This is a genomic window from Verrucosispora sp. ts21, from assembly GCF_002879555.1.
Lineage (GTDB): Bacteria > Actinomycetota > Actinomycetes > Mycobacteriales > Micromonosporaceae > Micromonospora > Micromonospora gifhornensis.
In genome coordinates, this window is record NZ_PNOZ01000004.1 from 20660 (window position 1) to 37614 (window position 16955).

At 68.0% G+C, this 16955-nt stretch carries 15 protein-coding genes and 1 pseudogene; 10 read left to right on the forward strand and 6 right to left on the reverse strand.

Annotated features, from left to right (window positions below):
* The first annotated feature begins 217 nt into the window (after positions 1-217).
* From C1A38_RS02355 to C1A38_RS02365, 4 genes are all read left to right on the forward strand, one after another.
* Positions 218-1213, forward strand: coding sequence for a LacI family DNA-binding transcriptional regulator (locus C1A38_RS02355; protein ID WP_102656174.1), 996 nt, complete (start codon positions 218-220; stop codon positions 1211-1213).
* Positions 1214-1384: 171 nt separating this feature from the next.
* Positions 1385-1465: a hypothetical protein gene (locus C1A38_RS32300; RefSeq protein ID WP_353505311.1), complete on the forward strand. Its 81-nt coding sequence runs from the start codon at positions 1385-1387 to the stop codon at positions 1463-1465.
* A gap of 38 nt (positions 1466-1503) precedes the next feature.
* Entirely contained in the window at positions 1504-3030 is a 1527-nt protein-coding gene (locus C1A38_RS32135) for an alpha-N-arabinofuranosidase (protein WP_102656175.1), read from the forward strand.
* Positions 2945-4063, forward strand: coding sequence for a glycoside hydrolase 43 family protein (locus tag C1A38_RS02365; RefSeq protein WP_102656176.1), 1119 nt, complete (start codon positions 2945-2947; stop codon positions 4061-4063). The genes C1A38_RS32135 and C1A38_RS02365 overlap by 86 nt, the downstream gene beginning before the upstream one ends.
* A 1179-nt stretch (positions 4064-5242) precedes the next feature.
* On the opposite strand, the gene C1A38_RS02370 is transcribed toward C1A38_RS02365, so the two are convergent.
* On the reverse strand, positions 5243-5431 hold the full coding sequence (locus C1A38_RS02370) for a hypothetical protein (RefSeq protein WP_102656177.1): 189 nt from the start codon (positions 5429-5431) through the stop codon (positions 5243-5245).
* A 6-nt stretch (positions 5432-5437) separates the two neighbouring features.
* On the opposite strand from C1A38_RS02370, the gene C1A38_RS02375 reads away from it, so the two are divergent.
* The gene (locus C1A38_RS02375) at positions 5438-6430 is read left to right on the forward strand and encodes a hypothetical protein (RefSeq protein ID WP_102656178.1); all 993 of its coding nucleotides are present in this window, start codon (positions 5438-5440) and stop codon (positions 6428-6430) included.
* A 7-nt stretch (positions 6431-6437) separates the two neighbouring features.
* Here the strand turns inward: C1A38_RS02375 and C1A38_RS02380 are convergent, their stop codons facing one another.
* On the reverse strand, positions 6438-6788 hold the full coding sequence (locus tag C1A38_RS02380; protein ID WP_102656179.1) for a hypothetical protein: 351 nt from the start codon (positions 6786-6788) through the stop codon (positions 6438-6440).
* A gap of 60 nt (positions 6789-6848) precedes the next feature.
* Between C1A38_RS02380 and C1A38_RS02385 the strand changes: the two genes are divergently transcribed.
* Together C1A38_RS02385 and C1A38_RS02390 are read left to right on the forward strand one after the other, a co-directional pair.
* Complete coding sequence (locus C1A38_RS02385; protein WP_102656180.1) at positions 6849-8078, forward strand: DUF6880 family protein; 1230 nt, start codon at positions 6849-6851, stop codon at positions 8076-8078.
* A 154-nt stretch (positions 8079-8232) separates the two neighbouring features.
* Complete coding sequence (locus C1A38_RS02390; RefSeq protein ID WP_102656267.1) at positions 8233-8703, forward strand: UPF0158 family protein; 471 nt, start codon at positions 8233-8235, stop codon at positions 8701-8703.
* Positions 8704-8765: 62 nt separating this feature from the next.
* Here C1A38_RS02390 and C1A38_RS32305 read toward each other — a convergent pair.
* The 3 genes and pseudogenes from C1A38_RS32305 to C1A38_RS02405 form a co-directional block, all read right to left on the reverse strand.
* Positions 8766-9417: pseudogene (locus tag C1A38_RS32305) on the reverse strand (nucleotidyl transferase AbiEii/AbiGii toxin family protein); the annotation flags it as partial.
* A complete protein-coding gene (locus C1A38_RS02400; RefSeq protein WP_102656181.1) occupies positions 9417-9773 on the reverse strand; it encodes a hypothetical protein in 357 nt (118 codons plus the stop codon). The pseudogene C1A38_RS32305 and the gene C1A38_RS02400, both read right to left, overlap by 1 nt.
* Before the next feature lie 595 nt (positions 9774-10368).
* Positions 10369-10698 (reverse strand): hypothetical protein, encoded by a 330-nt coding sequence (locus tag C1A38_RS02405; RefSeq protein WP_102656182.1) that lies wholly within the window; start codon positions 10696-10698, stop codon positions 10369-10371.
* Positions 10699-11470: 772 nt separating this feature from the next.
* Between C1A38_RS02405 and C1A38_RS02410 the strand changes: the two genes are divergently transcribed.
* Positions 11471-12145, forward strand: coding sequence for a GNAT family N-acetyltransferase (locus C1A38_RS02410; protein WP_102656183.1), 675 nt, complete (start codon positions 11471-11473; stop codon positions 12143-12145).
* Between the two features lie 245 nt (positions 12146-12390).
* On the opposite strand, the gene C1A38_RS02415 is transcribed toward C1A38_RS02410, so the two are convergent.
* The gene (locus tag C1A38_RS02415) at positions 12391-13635 is read right to left on the reverse strand and encodes an IS256 family transposase (protein WP_102656184.1); all 1245 of its coding nucleotides are present in this window, start codon (positions 13633-13635) and stop codon (positions 12391-12393) included.
* A 921-nt stretch (positions 13636-14556) separates the two neighbouring features.
* On the opposite strand from C1A38_RS02415, the gene C1A38_RS02420 reads away from it, so the two are divergent.
* Positions 14557-16170: a flavin monoamine oxidase family protein gene (locus C1A38_RS02420; RefSeq protein ID WP_102656185.1), complete on the forward strand. Its 1614-nt coding sequence runs from the start codon at positions 14557-14559 to the stop codon at positions 16168-16170.
* 44 nt (positions 16171-16214) lie between these two features.
* Positions 16215-16862 carry a Rid family hydrolase gene (locus C1A38_RS02425; RefSeq protein ID WP_199180056.1) on the forward strand — a complete coding sequence of 216 codons (648 nt, stop codon included), beginning with the start codon at positions 16215-16217 and terminating at the stop codon, positions 16860-16862.
* The last annotated feature ends 93 nt before the right edge of the window (positions 16863-16955 follow it).

Here is a 16955-nt window from a genome sequence, read left to right on the forward strand (position 1 = left end):
TTGAGAACAGTTCCGGTCGTCCTTGACTGGAATTTGTGGGCATATCGACGCGAGTTGGGGCTTGGCGGCCTCATTCCGAGCGGATTTTAGCGTTAAAGTAGAGAGTCGATCGTGTTACGTCAAGGCCCGCCCCGGCGGGTGGATGGGTGGCGGGCTTCTCGCCAGACGACGTTGCTGAGCTGGCAGAATGCCGCGATAAGGAGGATATGTGGTAAGGATGGCGGACGTCGCCCGTGAGGCGGGCGTCTCGGTCATGACCGTGTCGAACGTCGTCAATGAGCGCCTCCCGGTCAACGAACCGACGCGCGCCCGTGTCATGGCCGCCGTCGAGGCGCTGGGGTACGAGGTCAACCTGACCGCGCGCCACCTGCGCGCGGGACGGACCGACACCGTCGCCTTCATCGTGCCGAGCTTCCACGACTACTTCGGTGAGGTCTCCGACAAGATCGCGCCGCTGATCGAGGCCGAGGGGCGGCACCTCGTCCTTGAGCGGACGAGCGGCTGCCCCGAGCATGAGATGGCGGCGCTGAGCGTCGCGCGACTCCAGCTCTACGACGGCGTCCTGCTGTCCGTCGTCGGACTCGACCGCGACCAGCTGGACCGCGTGCGTACCGCCAAGCCCATCGTGCTGCTCGGCGAGCGTGACGTGCCCGACCGGTTCAACCACGTGCGGCTGGCGAACGAAGAGGGCGCCCGCCTCGCGACGGCGCACATGATCGAGCACGGCTCGCGGCGCATCGTTGGGTTGGGCTGCACGTTCGACACCGCGCACATGATGACGTCGGACCGCCGCATTGGCTGGGAGCGCGCACATCGCGATGCCGGCCTCGATGTCGACGCACGCTATGTGGTGCCCATCTCCACGTTCACGTCGGCGGCCGGACGTGATGCCCTGCTCGATGTGATCGCGTCCGGTCTGCCCTTCGACGGCGTCTTCGCCGTCACCGACGTCGTCGCGCTCGGCGCGGTCGCGGCCCTGGCAGAGAGCGGGCTCCGGGTGCCCACCGACGTCCAGCTCGCCGGGTTCGACAACCTCGACATGTCAAGCTTCGTCCCGCCCGGCCTCACCTCCGTCGACGCGAACCATGAAGGTGTCGCTGAGACCGCGGTGGGTCTGCTGCACCGGCAGATGGCGGGCTGGACCGGCCCGGCCGAGCACGTCGTCGCGCCCGTCCGTCTCGTGGTACGTGGCTCCACCCGCGGTGGGGCTTAGGGCCGTGCAACCACCCGCGCCGTTTAGCCCGTTTCGGTCGAAGGAAACCATGTCGAGCACCTATGGGCGCACGTCCGCCTTGCGCGCCTGTCCCCGCATCCCCGATCACCGGGACGCGGCACCGGCCTCCACGACCCCGACACCGCCACCGAGCTCGTCGACGAGCACACGGTGACAGCGATCCCGTTCTCGACCTGGGGCAACCGCGCCCCCGGCCCGATGCGGGTCTGGCTTCCGCGAGCTCCTCGCTGAGGCATGCAATGACGGAACACGCAACTGATGGGGAGACAATGACGACGACCACGACCGCAGTGATCGACCTCGACCTGCCCGGCGCCACGATCAGCCGGCACGTGTACGGGCACTTCGCCGAGCACCTGGGGCGGTGCATCTACGGCGGGTTCTGGGTGGGTGAGGACTCGCCGGTCGCGAACGTGCGGGGCATCCGCTCGGACGTGGTCGAGGCGTTGCGGGCGATCTCGATCCCGAACCTGCGTTGGCCGGGCGGCTGCTTCGCCGACGACTACCACTGGCGTGACGGCATCGGCCCGCGCGAGAGCCGCCCGCGGATGGTCAACTCGCACTGGGGCGACGTGGTGGAGGACAACGCGTTCGGCACGCACGAGTTCATGGACCTGTGCGAGCTGCTCGGTGCCGACCCGTACGTGTCGGGGAACGTGGGGTCCGGGTCGGTGGCGGAGATGTCGGACTGGGTGGAGTACCTGACCCGGGCGGACGACTCACCGATGGCGGCGCTGCGGCGGGCGAACGGGCGCGAGAAGCCGTGGCGGGTGCCGTTCTGGGGCCTGGGCAACGAGGCGTGGGGCTGCGGCGGCAACCTGCGCGCCGAGCAGTTCGCGTCTCTGGCCCGGCAGTACGCCACCTACTGCCGCAACCACGGCGGCAACCTGCTGTACCGGATCGCGGCGGGCGCGAACGAGGCCGACCTGCACTGGACCGAGACGCTCATGCGCTCGTTCGACGACCTGGCGGCGGACCCGGCCGGGTCGGCGGGCCCGTTCCAGGCCGTGTCGCTGCACTATTACACGATGGCCGGGTCGTGGTCGGACAAGGGCGACGCCACCGGGTTCAGCACCGACGAGTGGTACGTGACCATGGCCCGCGCCCGGCGCATGGAGGAGCTGCTCACCCGGCACTCCACGGTCATGGACCGCTACGACCCGCACCGCAAGGTCGGCCTGGTCGTGGACGAGTGGGGCACGTGGTGGAACGTGGAGAAGGGCACCAACCCCGGGTTCCTGTACCAGCAGAACACGCTGCGCGACGCCCTGGTCGCCTCCGTGCACCTCGACGCGTTCCACCGGCACGCCGAGCGGGTGGTCATGGCGAACATCGCCCAGACCGTCAACGTGCTGCAGGCCATGATCCTCACCGACCCCGACACGGGGGCGCTCGTGCTCACCCCGACATACCACGTCTTCGCTATGAACACCGGCCACCACGATGCCGCCGCCCTCGCGGTTCACCTGCGCGACGTCGAGACTCGCGCCGTCGACGCGACCGAGCTGCCGCTGGTCTCGGCGTCCGCGTCGGTCAAGGGCGACACCGCCCTGGTCTCGCTGTCCAACCTCGACGCCGAGACGGACCGCACCATCGTCCTGGACCTGCGCGGCCGCGACGTCGTCGGGCACACCGCGCGGGTGCTGACCGCCACCGCGCTCGACGCGCACAACAGCCCCGAGCAGCTCGACGCCGTCGCCCCCACCGACCATGCCGGCGTGGGCCCCCATCCCCGGGGGCTCGAGGTCGACCTGCCCGCCCACTCCTACGTCACCGTGGCGCTCGAGCTGCGCTGATGGACCGATCGAACGTGAACATCCGCGACGGCGGGGCGGGGCAGACTTCACCAACCCTGTCATCTTCGCGGACGTGCCCGACCCGGACGTCGTCTTCGACGGCCGGTACTACTACATGGTCAGCACGACGATGTACTTCGCGCCGAGCGTCCCGATCATGCGCTCGAGCGACCTGGTGCACTGGTCCATCGCCGGGTACGCTGCGGCGATCCTCGACGACGCGGACGCGCTGGCGCTGCGCAACGGCCAAGACGCGTACGGCCAGGGCAGCTGGGCAGCGAGCATCAGGTTCCATGACAGGACCTACTACGTGTCGGTCGGCAGCCTCACCACTCAGCAGACGTACGTCTACTCGACTCCCAACATCGAGCACGGGCTGTGCAGCAGGTCGGTGCTCGACGGGTACGCCCACGATCAGTCGCTGCTGTTCGACGGCGACGACGTCTGGCTTGTCTACGGTGGCGGGTCGATCGACCTGCGCAGGCTGCGGCGGCACGACGACGGGACCCTCGGGTGGGACGGCCCGGCGACGCGGCTCGTCGAGGACGCCAACGTCGACCAGACCAGCGGTCTGCACGCCGAGGGCGCTCACGCGTACAAGATCGGGGACTACTACTACGTCTTCATGATCGAGTGGCCGTCGGGTGGCGTCCGCCAGGAGGTGCTGTGGCGGTCGCCGTCCCTCACGCCGCAGTCGGCGGGCGGCGCGTGGAAGGGCCGGGTCGTGCTGAGCCAGGGCGTGACGATCGGGGGCCGGCCCGGAACCGGCGTGGCCCAGGGCGGAGTCGTCCAGACGTACGACGGGCAGTGGTACGCCATGCTGTTCCAGGACGAGGGCCCGCTGGGTCGTTCGCCTCAGCTCGTCGGCGTGACCTGGGACGACGACGGGTGGCCGGTTTTCACTCTCAATCCGCAAGCGCCCGCGGCGGCGCACGGACGGCCGGCGACGGGGCCGCCGTCGTTGCCTCGGACGACGTCGACAACCTCCGTGAGCGCGCGGGCTACTGGAACACCACCAACGCGGATTTTCTGACAGAGTCGGCCGAGAACGCATGGAACGGGTCGAACCTGGGGCTGCAGTGGCAGTGGAACCACAACCCGGACAACCGGGGCACCGGCATGACCGACCACGCCCCGCCCGTCCCCGGCCACCGTGATCTTCGGACGTGTTGCGGTAGACTTCACCCAGCAAGTGCCTTCCGTGACAGGAAACTCGGACCCTCAGCAAGTCCAATTTCCCTGATCAGAAGGCACTTCTCCGTTCCCGGTCCACTCCTTGGACAGCCCTTAACGAAGGGCCGAGGCTAACGACTTTGCCGGGGCCTTGGGAGTGGGGCGGGCATTGTTCGGGTGTCCTTTCGCGGTCCCAGTAGGGCTGGGATCGGGAATCGTTTGCGTTGTCGCTGCGATGAATGGTCGCGAAACTGGTCCGTTGTGGACCTCTATCCACCCGCTGTGGGCCTGGGGTGTCAAGCCTGCTGTTGATCTCTGCCACCGTGAGGCGATGTGCGTTCTGCGGCTCGTTCGAGTGGGCCTCCTTGCCCTGGCTCTTCAGGCATATCGCCGGGGGAGCAGGCAAGTCCGCGGGTGGGGATTGTGAGGAGTCGCGTGAAGTCGCGTAGGGCTCGGGGGTCTGAATGGGTGTTGATCCGTCTCGGGTTTCCGGCTGATTGGCTTGGTCGAGATCTGCACGAGTGTGCAAATTCTGAAGAGTTCCCATGGTGGATTGCCTTTCGATGAAGGTGAGGTGCTCGGGGTAGGCGCTGGTTCGGTCGTGTTCTGCGGGAGCGCCACGTGTCGGCCGTCGCGGCCGAGGGGAAGGAGTTCAAGACCCGTACGCCGGGCAGGCTTTGTGTCGGCACACCCGTCGCTCGGGCTGGCCGATCTGCCTGCGGTGGGGTCGAGTACCTGCTGGACGAGATCGAGGGCTGCGGGCACAAGAACGCCCAGCTGCGGCTCCCGCCTCCGAAGGCGGGAGCCGCAGCTGGGCAAGGGCTGATGGATGAGTGGGAGACGCGCCGGCACGCTCTCCATCCGTGCGCAGCTACGCATCGACCTGCCTGGAGGCCGAGGTCAGATGCGAGTCGAAATGGGCGGCGGTTGGAGTTGGTCGAGGTGAACTGGCGCAGTTCCCTTCGCCGGCTACACGTATGCCATCGCACGGGATCGCAGACGCTGCCGGCCAAGGCCGTCACACCTCGTCCGGGGCGGTTCAGATCCGCCGGCCGTTGCGTCGTGGTATGAACGTGCCGTGCCGATCACCGTTGATGATGATCTGTTGAATCGTGCGGGTGAGCTGAAGCAGCGGCTGGTGGCGTTCTCGCAGCAGCGACGTTATGCCCGGGCGTTCGATGATGTGCTGGCGGACCAGCACGACGGGCGCGTTGCACTCGATGAGCACGCTTTGATGATCCTCTGGGACTACTTCGTCCTAGAGCATCGGCTGCGTAACGGCCGGACGGTGGTGGAGCAGTTCGTCGCCGCGCACCCGGACTTGTCCGAGCCGGAGCGTCAGATGCTGCTCGGGTGGCGGGATGTGGTGCAGGGGCCGTTCGAGGTGCAGGGGCGCGACGGGGCGGCGTTGATCGTGGTCAACCTTGTGGATGAGTTGACCTACCGAGTGCGGTCCAACATGGGGTCGTCGGTGTTCCGGCGTACGCCGCGTCGGTCGTTCCTGCTCGCTCGGCTGGTGGCGGTGGGCGAGGAGTGGATGATCAGCGGCCCGATGAACGTATGGCGTCCGCAGGAGCGAGACATCGCCTACCAGATGGCGTTGGAAATGTCGCTGCGTGCACCCGAGGCGGTGTACCGAAACCCGGAGAAGCTGGCCCAAGCGTGGGAGCTGCAACGTCAGGATCGGAACCGGTTCGTGCGGTTCTTCGGCAGCGACCTGGTGGTGGTGACCGGTGATCAGATCGTTGACCGGATGGCCGACTACCACGCGTTCTGCCGTGCGGAGGTGTCGGCCACGTCGCCGGCTTCCGAGCGGGCCGTACAGAAGACACCGATGTTCGAGTTGCCGCCGGATGTCGTGGACGCGGAGACGGTGGCGATGATCTACGACGAAGTCGACGGATTGGGCTTCTACGCCGAGTTCGCGCTGGTGGAGGCAGCGTTCGCGGATCCGGACCTGCTGCGCCGCCGCCGCTATCGGGAGCACACGTCGGCCTACCTGCACGATGACAGCGTCGGCCCGCTGGTGCTGCGGCGGCTGGCCGCGCGTGATCCCGAGCGGGCGAGTGTAGTGTTCCGGCGGCTGCTGAAGAAGCCGCGTTTCGACTGGACCCGCGACGGTGAGGATCTTCTCCGCGCATACAAGCCGGAGCACTTCCGGCAGGTGCCGCGACCGCGGATCAGCCCGGTCAGCGAACGGCTGGCCGCGTACGCCCGCCGCCGCTGAGGCGCAGTCAGGTGCTGGCCCAGGCCCACTCGGACCTGAACCGGGCGGGGAGCGGTGTGAGGCTGAGGTGACGCCGGTAGGTGGTGTGGATCCGGGCGGTGACCGTGTCCGGCGGGAACGTCAGGCCGGCGAGGGCGACCTCGCCCGTGTCATCCGGGCCTTGGCAGGTGGGCCACGGTGCCTCATTCGTGTAGTCGGTCGAGGCGACGGTGACCGGGGTGTCCAGCAGGGTGGCCGCGGTGGGCTGGTGTGTCTCGTCCTCGATCACGGCGAGGACCGCGTTGTGTTGCTCGTCGGCGCCGTAGGCGTCGTCGACGATCGCCTCGATTGCGTGGTCCAGATCCTGGTCATCCGGCACGCCCCTCAGCTTGGGGTGGCGCGTTCCCGACGCCGGGTCGCGGTCTGCTGAGATGGAGAGGTGACCGGTGACGAACTGACGGTGTTGGTGGACCGGCTGCGCTGGGATCGCCGACGAGATCCCTACCGGGGTCGACGGGAGTACTCGAAGATCGCCCGCCAGGTCGCCGAGGAGTGTGATCGGTTGGTCGCCGACGGTCGGGCGGATCTTGCGGTGCCGGTGTTGCGCAAGGCCATCGACCGCATCACGCGGGCCCTGATGTATCTGGATGACTCTTCCGGAATCATCGGAGACGACCTGCAAGAGCTCATGGACCTGTACGCGAAGGTATGCGTGGCGGCACTACCGAACCCGGTCAGTCTGGCCGGCTGGCTCGTGAAGCTTGCGTGCGACGGTCCCGGTTGGCCCCGCGTCCGCCTGGCCGACTTCGCTCCGGCGTTGGGGAAGCGGGGGATCGCGGAGGTGGAGCGGCTGGTCGCCGAGCGGGCACGTGTCGCCGACCCGGAGTCGTGGACCGCCGGGTTCGCGGTGCGTGACCTGCGTGAGCAACTCGCTGAGGTGTCGGGCGACGTCGACCGGTACGTCGCGGTGCTGGCCGAGCACCTGACCAGCGCCGCGCAGTACCAACGGATCGCCGAGACGCTATGTACGGCCGGGCGTCGAGACGAGGCGATCGGCTGGGCCCGGCGGGGCGTGGCCACCAACGCGGGCTCGCCCTACACCGACCGGCTTCGCGACCTTCTGGTCAACATGCTCCTCGCCGCTGGCGACACGTCGGGTGCAAGGCGGGTCCGGCGGAAGGAGTTCAGCCGGCATCCCACCGCTGCGGGGTACCGATCGTTGATCGACACGGCGGGGGCGGCCGGCGGCGACGATCCGACGGGTTGGGCGTTGGAAGTGCTGCGCGACCGGGTCGACCAGGAGCCGGTGTACGCCTCGGAGTTGGTCGGCGTGCTGGTGGCGGTGGGCCGCGAAGATGAGGCCTGGCAGGAGGCCCTTCGCCACCGGCGGTGGCTCGGCGGGCCGCAGTGGCAGACCCTGCTGGAAAGGCGGGCCGTGATGCATCCGGCGGAGGTGATCCAGCCGTACCGGGACCTTGTCGAGCAGGTGATCCTCAACTCGGCTGACAAACGGCGCTACCGACGGGCCATCGCGTTGCTCCCGGCCTTGCGGGCCGCGTACCAGGCGGCAGGAGAGCCCGCGGCGTTCGGGCGGTACCTTGCGGAGCTGCGTATCGCGCACAAGCGCCGGCCGACGTTCCTCAAGACTCTCGACGCCGCCGGGCTGTAGCTGACCGGTCTCCCGATTCCGGATTGCTGGAGCAGTAGTCACCTCACGGCCTCGGTCCCCATGCTGATAATTCACCGGGCCGGCGGTCTCGCCGGCCGAGAGGGAAGCGGATCTACCGTGGTTGCCGACGACCACGGCAACGGGAGTGGACATCATGCTCGACGTACGCCACCTCGATCTCGAGGAGATCGCCACGGCGCTGCAGGACCAGAGCGCGTACGAGTACCGCTGGCTCATCGATCCGGCCAGCGGAGAGATCGTGATGTGGACGGCTGACGGCGGCATCGACGGGAAGACGCCGATGGACCTCGATGAACTCGACCTGGTTCCGATCGAGGCGTTACCGCCCTCCGTCTGGCACCGCGACATGGTCGACTTTGCCGAGCGGGTCAGCGACGAGCAGGCGGGCCGCCGGCTCTTACGGGCCGTCCAAGGCAAGGGTGCCTTCCGACGGTTCAGGGACGAACTGCACGACGAGTATCCGCACCTGCTGACGGTCTGGCACGCCTTCCACCAGGCTCGGGCAACCCGCAGGGCCATTGACTGGCTGCTCGACAGCGGCCTGATCGATGACGCTGCCGCGAGCCTCCGTCGGATCGAGCACCCTGACCCGGACGTGCCGTGAGTCGAGCAGGCCGAGGAGACGGGGGCAGCAGAGCAGGCTGATCGAACCTTTTCGACTTCTCGGAGCAGGGCGGTCCGCCATGCAGAGACGCGAGCCCGCATGTCGGCGACCTCACGCGGCGCCAAACCGTAGTCGGTGAAGTCTTCGTCGTCGAAGCGGTCGACGTGGCGAAGCATCGCGGCGAACCTGCTCCGGTCGAATCCGTTGTCGGCGGCGTGCGCGAGGTCGCAGAGCTGGTCGAGGGTGTACCGGCCGCTGCTGATGGCGGCATCGATGTCGAGGAAGTCGCGGGCGGCTGCCCGGTTGTAGAGGGCGTCCATCTTGCCGGCCATCACGTCATCGGGGTGCAGGACCGGACCGATGTCCATCTGGACTGGCGGCTGGGCGCGCCAGTTCGCGACCAGTTCCACGCGGTGCTGCTGGTCTGGTTGGGCCGGTTCGGTGACGTGTAGCCGAGCGAACGTGTCGAGCCACAGGTCGATGTCGACGCGGAAGCCCTCGGCACGATAGGCGGTGATCACCTCGTCGACGGCGGTGGGGAAGTCGGCGCGGCGTTGCCAGTCGGCGAACAAGATCGACGTCTTCACTGGGGCGCTCGAGGATGCCATGGGCGGCGATCGCATGCCCGCCGGCCAACGCGAACCCGTACTGGCCGCCGACCTTCAGGGCGATCTGCGCCAGCTGGCGATGGATCGGCGGGCTCTGCTCGGCCACTATGCGGCGTGCCGGCGTGCTCTGGCCAGGTCGGGAAACCGCGCTTCCCACAGATGGCGAACCTGCGGAGGCAATACCAAGATCGGCCACAGACGGAGCAACGTCGCGCCGTCCAGCCATTGGGTGAGGTCATCGGGCGCGGTCGCCTCGCGCAGCACGGTCTCGTACATGCTGGCCAGGCGCCGGGGGCTGCTCAGGTCGTAGCGTGCCCGCCCGGACCAGTCGAGCCGGCGATCCAGGCTCACGACGCCGCTCGTTGGTCCCCGTAGATCGTCGAGCTGGTCGGCGACGACATAGGGCCGCTGGTCGGCGTAGTGGGAACCGGCGGGGGCTCCGCCGGTGTTGGCACCAACCATGATCGACCAGCCTCCTCAGGCTGCTTCGTGACGACAACGTTCAGGACCACGGTAGTGGACGGTGCGACGGGCGAAGGACTCGCGCACTTTGTCGGACCCTATCCAGCCTGACATCGATGATCGGCCACTGGCGGTCGCGCCACGTCGCAGGCCCGCCGGACTGCCGAGCAGAGGAAATCCTTGACGATCCGCGGTAACGAGCCCGGTAACGGGGGGATTGCAGCGAGCGGATGAGACGGCAAGGCGCGGTATGGGACGGCATTTCGGGGCGTCACTCTTGTCCGATTCCGCGGACGTTTCAGCCTGTTCCGGCATGGCGTGACAGAATCGTTGTCAAACTGGGGGTCAAGGGGTCGTCGGTTCGAATCCGGCCGTCCCGACGCAGGCCAGAGGGCTGATCCGGATATCGGGTCGGCCCTTCTTGGCGTTCTGGGGACCAAGATCAGTCAAGTTGAGGCGTGCCTAGGCTAGCGCTGCTTGACCGCTGGTCAAGTCTCAGGTGGCTACCTGACAGACGACGAGACCATGAAGACCTCGGGGCTCCGCCCCGAACCCCGGCTCTCCTCAGAGATTGGCCGGCGAGGTGATCGCGCCGCTACTGGTATACGGATTTGCCCGTCCTGTGCATCACGAGCCATCCCACCGCAAGTGACAGCAACACCGCTCCCTGCTGAGGCGCGATCAGCCAGAACCACTCTTCGTTGCGGTAGACCTGAACCAGGTGGGCCAAGGACAGGAGAGCAAGACCGGCAGCCCCGAAGTAGCTGGCAAACACAGCTCGGGGCAGGTTGGCGGCCTGCCCCCATGCCCGTTCGCTGGCGCGCTGGCCTTTCACGCCGACCAGGATCACGGCATATGCGAAGACGACCGCCCCCGCGCACCCCACGGCGGCAATAACGGCCGCGAGGATCGCTCTGATCAGCACTCAGTCAGGGTCCCACAGCCGTCAAGTGATCCTGCCAGCCGGCAGCGGATGAAGGCTTGGCTCTACAGCCATCGGCGGCGGTCGCTGCGAACCCCCCGGCATGCCATTGGGTGAGGTCAGCGGAGGCCCGCGAGACTGCCGAGACCAGGTCGTCAAGCCCGTGGCCTGGCGGAGATCGGCAGCTCTCAAGCGGACAGTCGGCCCATGCCCGTCGCGATGGGCAACGGCGGTCAGTGATTGTCAGATCCTGGACGTAGATGCCGGTATGGGGAGCAGGCCGAGCCAGGCCATTGCCGAACGACTTCGGGTCGTGCCCACACTTCCTGAACCGTGCGCTGCGGTCATCGAACGGGTCAGCGTCCCGGGAACCAAGTAGGGACCACACGGCCTGCGCGATTGTGCGCGGCACGACGTTGACCGCACGGCCTGATCTTGGGATAGCGTGCGTGAACGTGTGGCGAGTCGTCGGTCAAGTGCGCCGCCCGGTAGCGCTCCTTGGCCGGGACCGCTGGTCATGTCTAAAGCGTCAGCCGGGATGGTTGACGAATCGTTCGCTGTTTGGATCAGGGCGGCCCGTAGAACGGAGCGCCTCCCGGGGCCCGGTCCCGGCCTGCTGGCCGACCTGCGGCCAGCATTGGCCCGGGCCGGCCGGCCACGCTGATGGACGACAAGAACCATGAAGACTTCGGGGCTCTGCCCCGAGGCCCGGCCCTCGGAGATCCGCTAACACCTTCGGGCGAAGGTAGGTGGCAGGACCGGGCATGATGCTCGGATGACATTGGCCGAGATCTGGCCCGTGCGCGGTCTGCGGGTGACGACGTCCGTGCTTGAGTTGGCTGTACCGGGTGAGGATGAGCTTGCCGAACTGGCGATCCATGCGGCAGCCGGCATCTACGATCCGCAGAACCGCTTTCTGGCGCGTACGCCCGTAGCGGGATGGGAGTCGGGACCGTCTCCCCTGGCCGAGTGGTCGTTCCTGCGGTACTACTGGGCGTCCCTGGCGGACTGGCGGCCGAGCAGATGGAACCTGGTAATGGCGGTGAAGGTCGATGGCGCGTGCGTCGGGGTGCAGGAGATCGGCGCGCAGGATTTCGGGATCACCAAGACCGTCTCGACGGGGTCATGGATCGCGCGGCGGTTCCAGCGGCGTGGTTACGGCAAGGAGATGCGGGGCGCCGTCCTGCACCTTGCGTTCGCCGGGCTGGGAGCGGATCGCGCGGAGTCTGCCGCCTGGTCCACCAACGCGCCGTCGCTGGGAGTCTCGTGGTCGCTTGGCTATCAGTCGAACGGCACCACAGTCCGGGCTTTCGACGGTGCCCGCCAGGAGCAGATCAACCTGGTGCTCGACCGCGAACGGTGGGAGAGCCACCGTGACGACATCGCGATCCACGGACTCAGCGACGAGGTGCTTGAGCTGATGGACGTTGAGCGGGCAGCGTCCCGGTGATGGCCGCTGCCCGCGTGGCCGCACGTCCGTTTGGGTTGTGCAGCCATCGGTACAGCCGAGCAGGCCGACAGGCGTGGGTGACGAGCGATGGCAATCGACGGGTTGGGCAGGTCAGCCGCGCGTCGGTCGACAAGGTCGCTGCCCGCCACCATCCATCAGGGCTGGAGGACATCGAACGCCGCGACCATCGGGTCACGTCCGCGCGAGTGGTGTAAGAGACGGCCATCGCGGGATCCGGTCTGATGTTATGCGGCGATCGGGGTGGGGTCGGTCTGATCGTTGTGGTGTTGGTCGGTGTTGATCGTGACCATGCGGGCTTTGGCGAGGAGTTCCAGGCCCATGTAGCGGCGTCCTTCGGTCCATTCGTCGGTCTGCTCGGCCAGGACCGCGCCGACGAGGCGGATGATCGCCGGGCGGTTGGGGAAGATCCCGACGACGTCGGTGCGGCGGCGGATTTCCTTGTTCAACCGTTCCTGCGGGTTGTTGGACCAGATCTGGCGCCAGATCTCCCGCGGGAAGCCGGTGAAGGCAAGCAGGTCGTCGCGGGCGGTGTCGAGGTGCTCGGCCGCGGCGGGGAACTTCGCTTCGATCGTGGCAACGACCCGTTGGAACTGGGCCCGGACGGCGTCGGCGTCGGGCTGGTCGAAGATCGTGCGGACCAGGGTCGCGATCCATGGCTGCGCCGACTTCGGCACCTTTGTCAGCAGGTTGCGCAGGTAATGGGTGCGGCATCGTTGCCAGGAGGCTCCGGGCAGGGCAGCGCCGATCGCCTGCACGAGGCCGGCGTGGGCGTCGGAGATGACCAACCGGACGCCGGTCAGGCCGCGGGCGGTCAGCGACCGTAGGAACGCCAGCCATCCGGCGCCGTCTTCGTCGGAGGCGACGTCCAGGCCCAACACCTCGCGTTGGCCGTCGGCGTTGACCCCGACGGCGATCAGGGCGTGGACGTTGACGGTCCGGCCCGCTTCGCGGACCTTCATCGTCAGCGCGTCCATCCACACGAACGTGTAATGCCCTGAGTCGAGGGGCCGGTTGCGGAACGCCTGCACCTGCGCGTCCAAATGGGCGGCCATCTCCGACACCTGCGACTTCGACAGCTGCCGGATCCCGAGCTGCTCGACGAGTTTCTCCACCCGCCGTGTCGACACGCCGAGCAGATACGACGTCGCCACGACCGACACCAGGGCCTGCTCGGCCCGCCGCCGATGCGTCAGCAACCAGTCCGGAAAGTAGCTGCCCTGCCGCAGCTTCGGGATCGCCAGGTCGATCGTCCCGGCCCGGGTGTCCCACTCCCGAGGGCGGTAGCCGTTGCGGGAGTTCACCCGCTCGTCGCTGCGCTGCCCATACCCGGCGCCGCAGATCGCGTCCGCCTCGGCGGACATCACCGCCTGCGCGAACGTCTTCACCATCGCCTGCAACACGTCCGGCGACGCGCCCGCGATCTGCTCGCACAGCAGGTCAACAGGGTTCACACTCTCAGATGCGGCCATCGCGCATCACTCTCCTTCGTTGGATTTAGCCGTCTCGAAGGATCGCGCGGTGGCCGTCTCCTATCTACGCAACACGCCCAACACGGGCAAGTCGTACACCACTTCCGTGGACGCAACCGACCATCGAGCTGCCCGTCATCATCGGACCGTCGATGGACGCTGACCAGCGCGGCCGCTGTCGGTGATGTCGGGTACCAACAGCAGCCGGCTGGACTGGCGGTCAGCGAGCGGTGGACAGGAACTCGGTCTGGGCGTGTCTGAAGCTGGCGAGGCCGTTGGGTACGGGCACGCCACAGGGACCGTAGGGCTCGGTCGACGTTGTCGTCGTCAGATGCGCCGAGGAGCAGGCGGAGTTCGTAACTCAGCCGCACAGGTCGCGGCATGTCCGGATGGCGCTGGCGGGCACAGGTCCGGGTTTGCCGCTGACTTGTGCGATGTGGAGTCGAGTCGGATGGGATTCGCTGGACCGCTGCGCGGCTCCCGGCTCGGGTACGTCCCCACAGTTCGAGTCGGTTGTGGGCGCATGGTCAAGGCCGGCGGGCGAGAGCGCGTGACCGGGCAGCCGGGCGTAGCGTCGCAGGGCTGCGCCGACGTCGTTGTCCTCCGGGGTGACGAGGGCCTTCAACCGGTGCTGACGTAGGGCGTCGTGGCCGGTCGGTGGCCGCAAACGGCGAGGACCGAGCCGGCCCGACCCCACGTCCGGACCGCGCCAGCCGTCTGATCCTTCGGTCGTCACGATCGACACGTGGCGAGCCAAGCGGCGGCCGACGCGGGACAGCCGGCATGTCCCCGATGGACCCTGGCTCCTTGACCGGAAAGGCGATTTACCGGCGGGTACGTGACACGGCCGACCTCGGGACGATCCGCGGGCTTAACGAAGGCCTTTTAGCGTCGTCGATCAACCCCACACCCGGAGGCCTGATGAGCCAGACCCGCAGGGATTTTCTCCGTCGCGTCGGTATCGCCGGTGGTGCCGGCGTCATGCTGCACAGCATGGGTGCGCTCGGTCTGACCAGCGCCCACGCCGCGGAGACACCGCCGTTCACACCACCGAAGAAGAGCGACCTCGGCCGGCACGGCCGCAAGACGGTCATCGTGATGGGCGGTGGCATCGCCGGCCTCACCGCAGCATACGAACTACTCAAGGGCGGGTACGAGGTCACCGTCCTGGAGGGGCGCGACCGGCCCGGCGGCCGTAACCGGACCGTCCGGGGCGGCGACACCACCACCGACCTCAAGGGACAAACCCAGCGGGCGACCTTCTCCAAGGGCCAGTACATGAACGCCGGCCCCGGCCGCATCCCGCAGATGCACGTGACTATCGACTACTGCCGGGAACTCGGCGTCCCAATCGAGGTCTTCACCAACCAGAACGCCGACGCCTTCCTCTACCGCGAGAACGTGCCGGGTGCCCTCAACGGCGTCCCGGTCCGGCACCGGGCCGCCAAGGCGGACGCTTACGGGTACACGGCCGAGCTGCTCGCGAAGGCGACCGACCAGGGCTCGCTCGACCAGTACCTCACCGCCGAGGACAAGGAACGCCTCCTGGCCTACCTACGCAGCTTCGGCGCCATCGGGAACCGGGTCGCCGGCGACCCGGCGGCCAGCTTCCGGTACACCGGCGGCGGGCGGCGCGGCTACGCCACGCAGCCGGGCGCCGGTCTGGAGTCGGGCACCACCATCCCGCCGTACGCGATGTCTGACCTTCTCGCCTCGACCGTGGGTAACTACTTCTCGTTCGAGATGGGCTTCGACCAGGCGATGATGATGTACCAGCCGGTCGGCGGGATGGACAAGATCGCCTACGCCTTCGCCTCGGCGATCGGTGCCCGCCGGATGCGTTACAACGCCGAGATCGTCGAGTACCGCAACACGACCTCGGGCGTCGAGGTCGTGTACACCACCCCGAAGGGTCCGAAGAAGGCGGTCGCCGACTTCGCGATCAACACTATTCCGCCGCACATCGCCGCGAAGATCAGTTCCAACCTGCCCACGGCGGTCGTCACTGCCCTCGGGTCGGTGAGCGTCACCAATGCCGGCAAGATCGGCATCGAGTACGACCGCCGGTGGTGGGAGGAGGACTTCCGCATCTACGGCGGCATCACGAACGCCAACACCAACCTCGGGAACATGTGGCACCCGTCGTACGGCTACAACGGCGAGCGGGGCACCATGATCGGCTACTACAACACCGGCGGGAACGCGAACTTCTACGGCAACCTGTCCCCGGCGGAGCGACTGGCCGAGGCGGTACGGCAGGGCAAGAAGATATTCGGTGACGTGTACGGCGAGGGAATCACCGCCTCCTACTCCCGGGACTGGGCCTCCACGCGGTTCTCCGAAGGGGCGTGGGTCGGCTGGCCCGGTGCCATCGGTGGGCAGACCGGTGCCGCGTACCGCAGTCTCCTGGAGCCGGCCGGCAACGTCTACTTCGCCGGCGACCACCTCAGCCACGCCATCGCCTGGCAGCACGGCGCGATGGTCTCCGCCCGTGTCGCCGTCGAGTCCCTGCACGCCCGCGTCACGGCCGCATGAGCACGCCCGCCACCCCCGGTCGCCCCGGCAGAAAGGTCCCCACCGTGCGCCGAAGCGCCATCCTCGCCTCCGCCGCCGTCGTCCTTCTCGCCATCCCCGCCAGCGCCGTCGCCGGCGGGCTGTTCCCGCCCCGGCCCGGTACCACCGTCACCCTGCTCCCTGCCGGACAGGACAACCCCTCGATCGCCGACGGTGTGGCCATCGGCAAGGGCACCGCGCTCTACAAGTCCAGCGGGCTCGGCCCGGCCGCCCTCAACCCGGCCGCCCCGGCCGGGTCGGAGGCGCGTTACATCGACACCGAGGTGTTCCCCGGCGGTGTGCTGCCGCCCGGCGTGACCATCACCGAGGCGCAGGGCATCAACGTGCTGCGCCGGATCGGGGAGAACCTCGCCCGCGCGGGCCTGACCTACCAGGACGTCATCAGCATGCGGGTGTTCCTCCAGAATCCCGACGGCCAGGAGCGGATGGACTTCAACGGCTGGAACCGGGCGTACCGCCAGTTCTTCGCCAACACCAGCCTGTCGACCGGCAAGCCGGTGCTCGTGCCGCTCGGGTCGGCCGCCCCGGCCCCGCCGATGGTGGTCAACCCCGCCCGGCCGTCGCGGTTCGCGATCGAGATCGAGAACCTGCCGGTCAACGGCTGGCTGGTCGAGGTGGAGGTGGACGCCGCCTACCCCGCGAAGAAGAAGTGACTCCTCGTCACAGGCGCACCGTCGACCGGCCGCCCCAAGGTCATGGAGGAGCGGGAGGACCTTCAAGCCGCCGCGGAGCGCGGCCGCGGGACC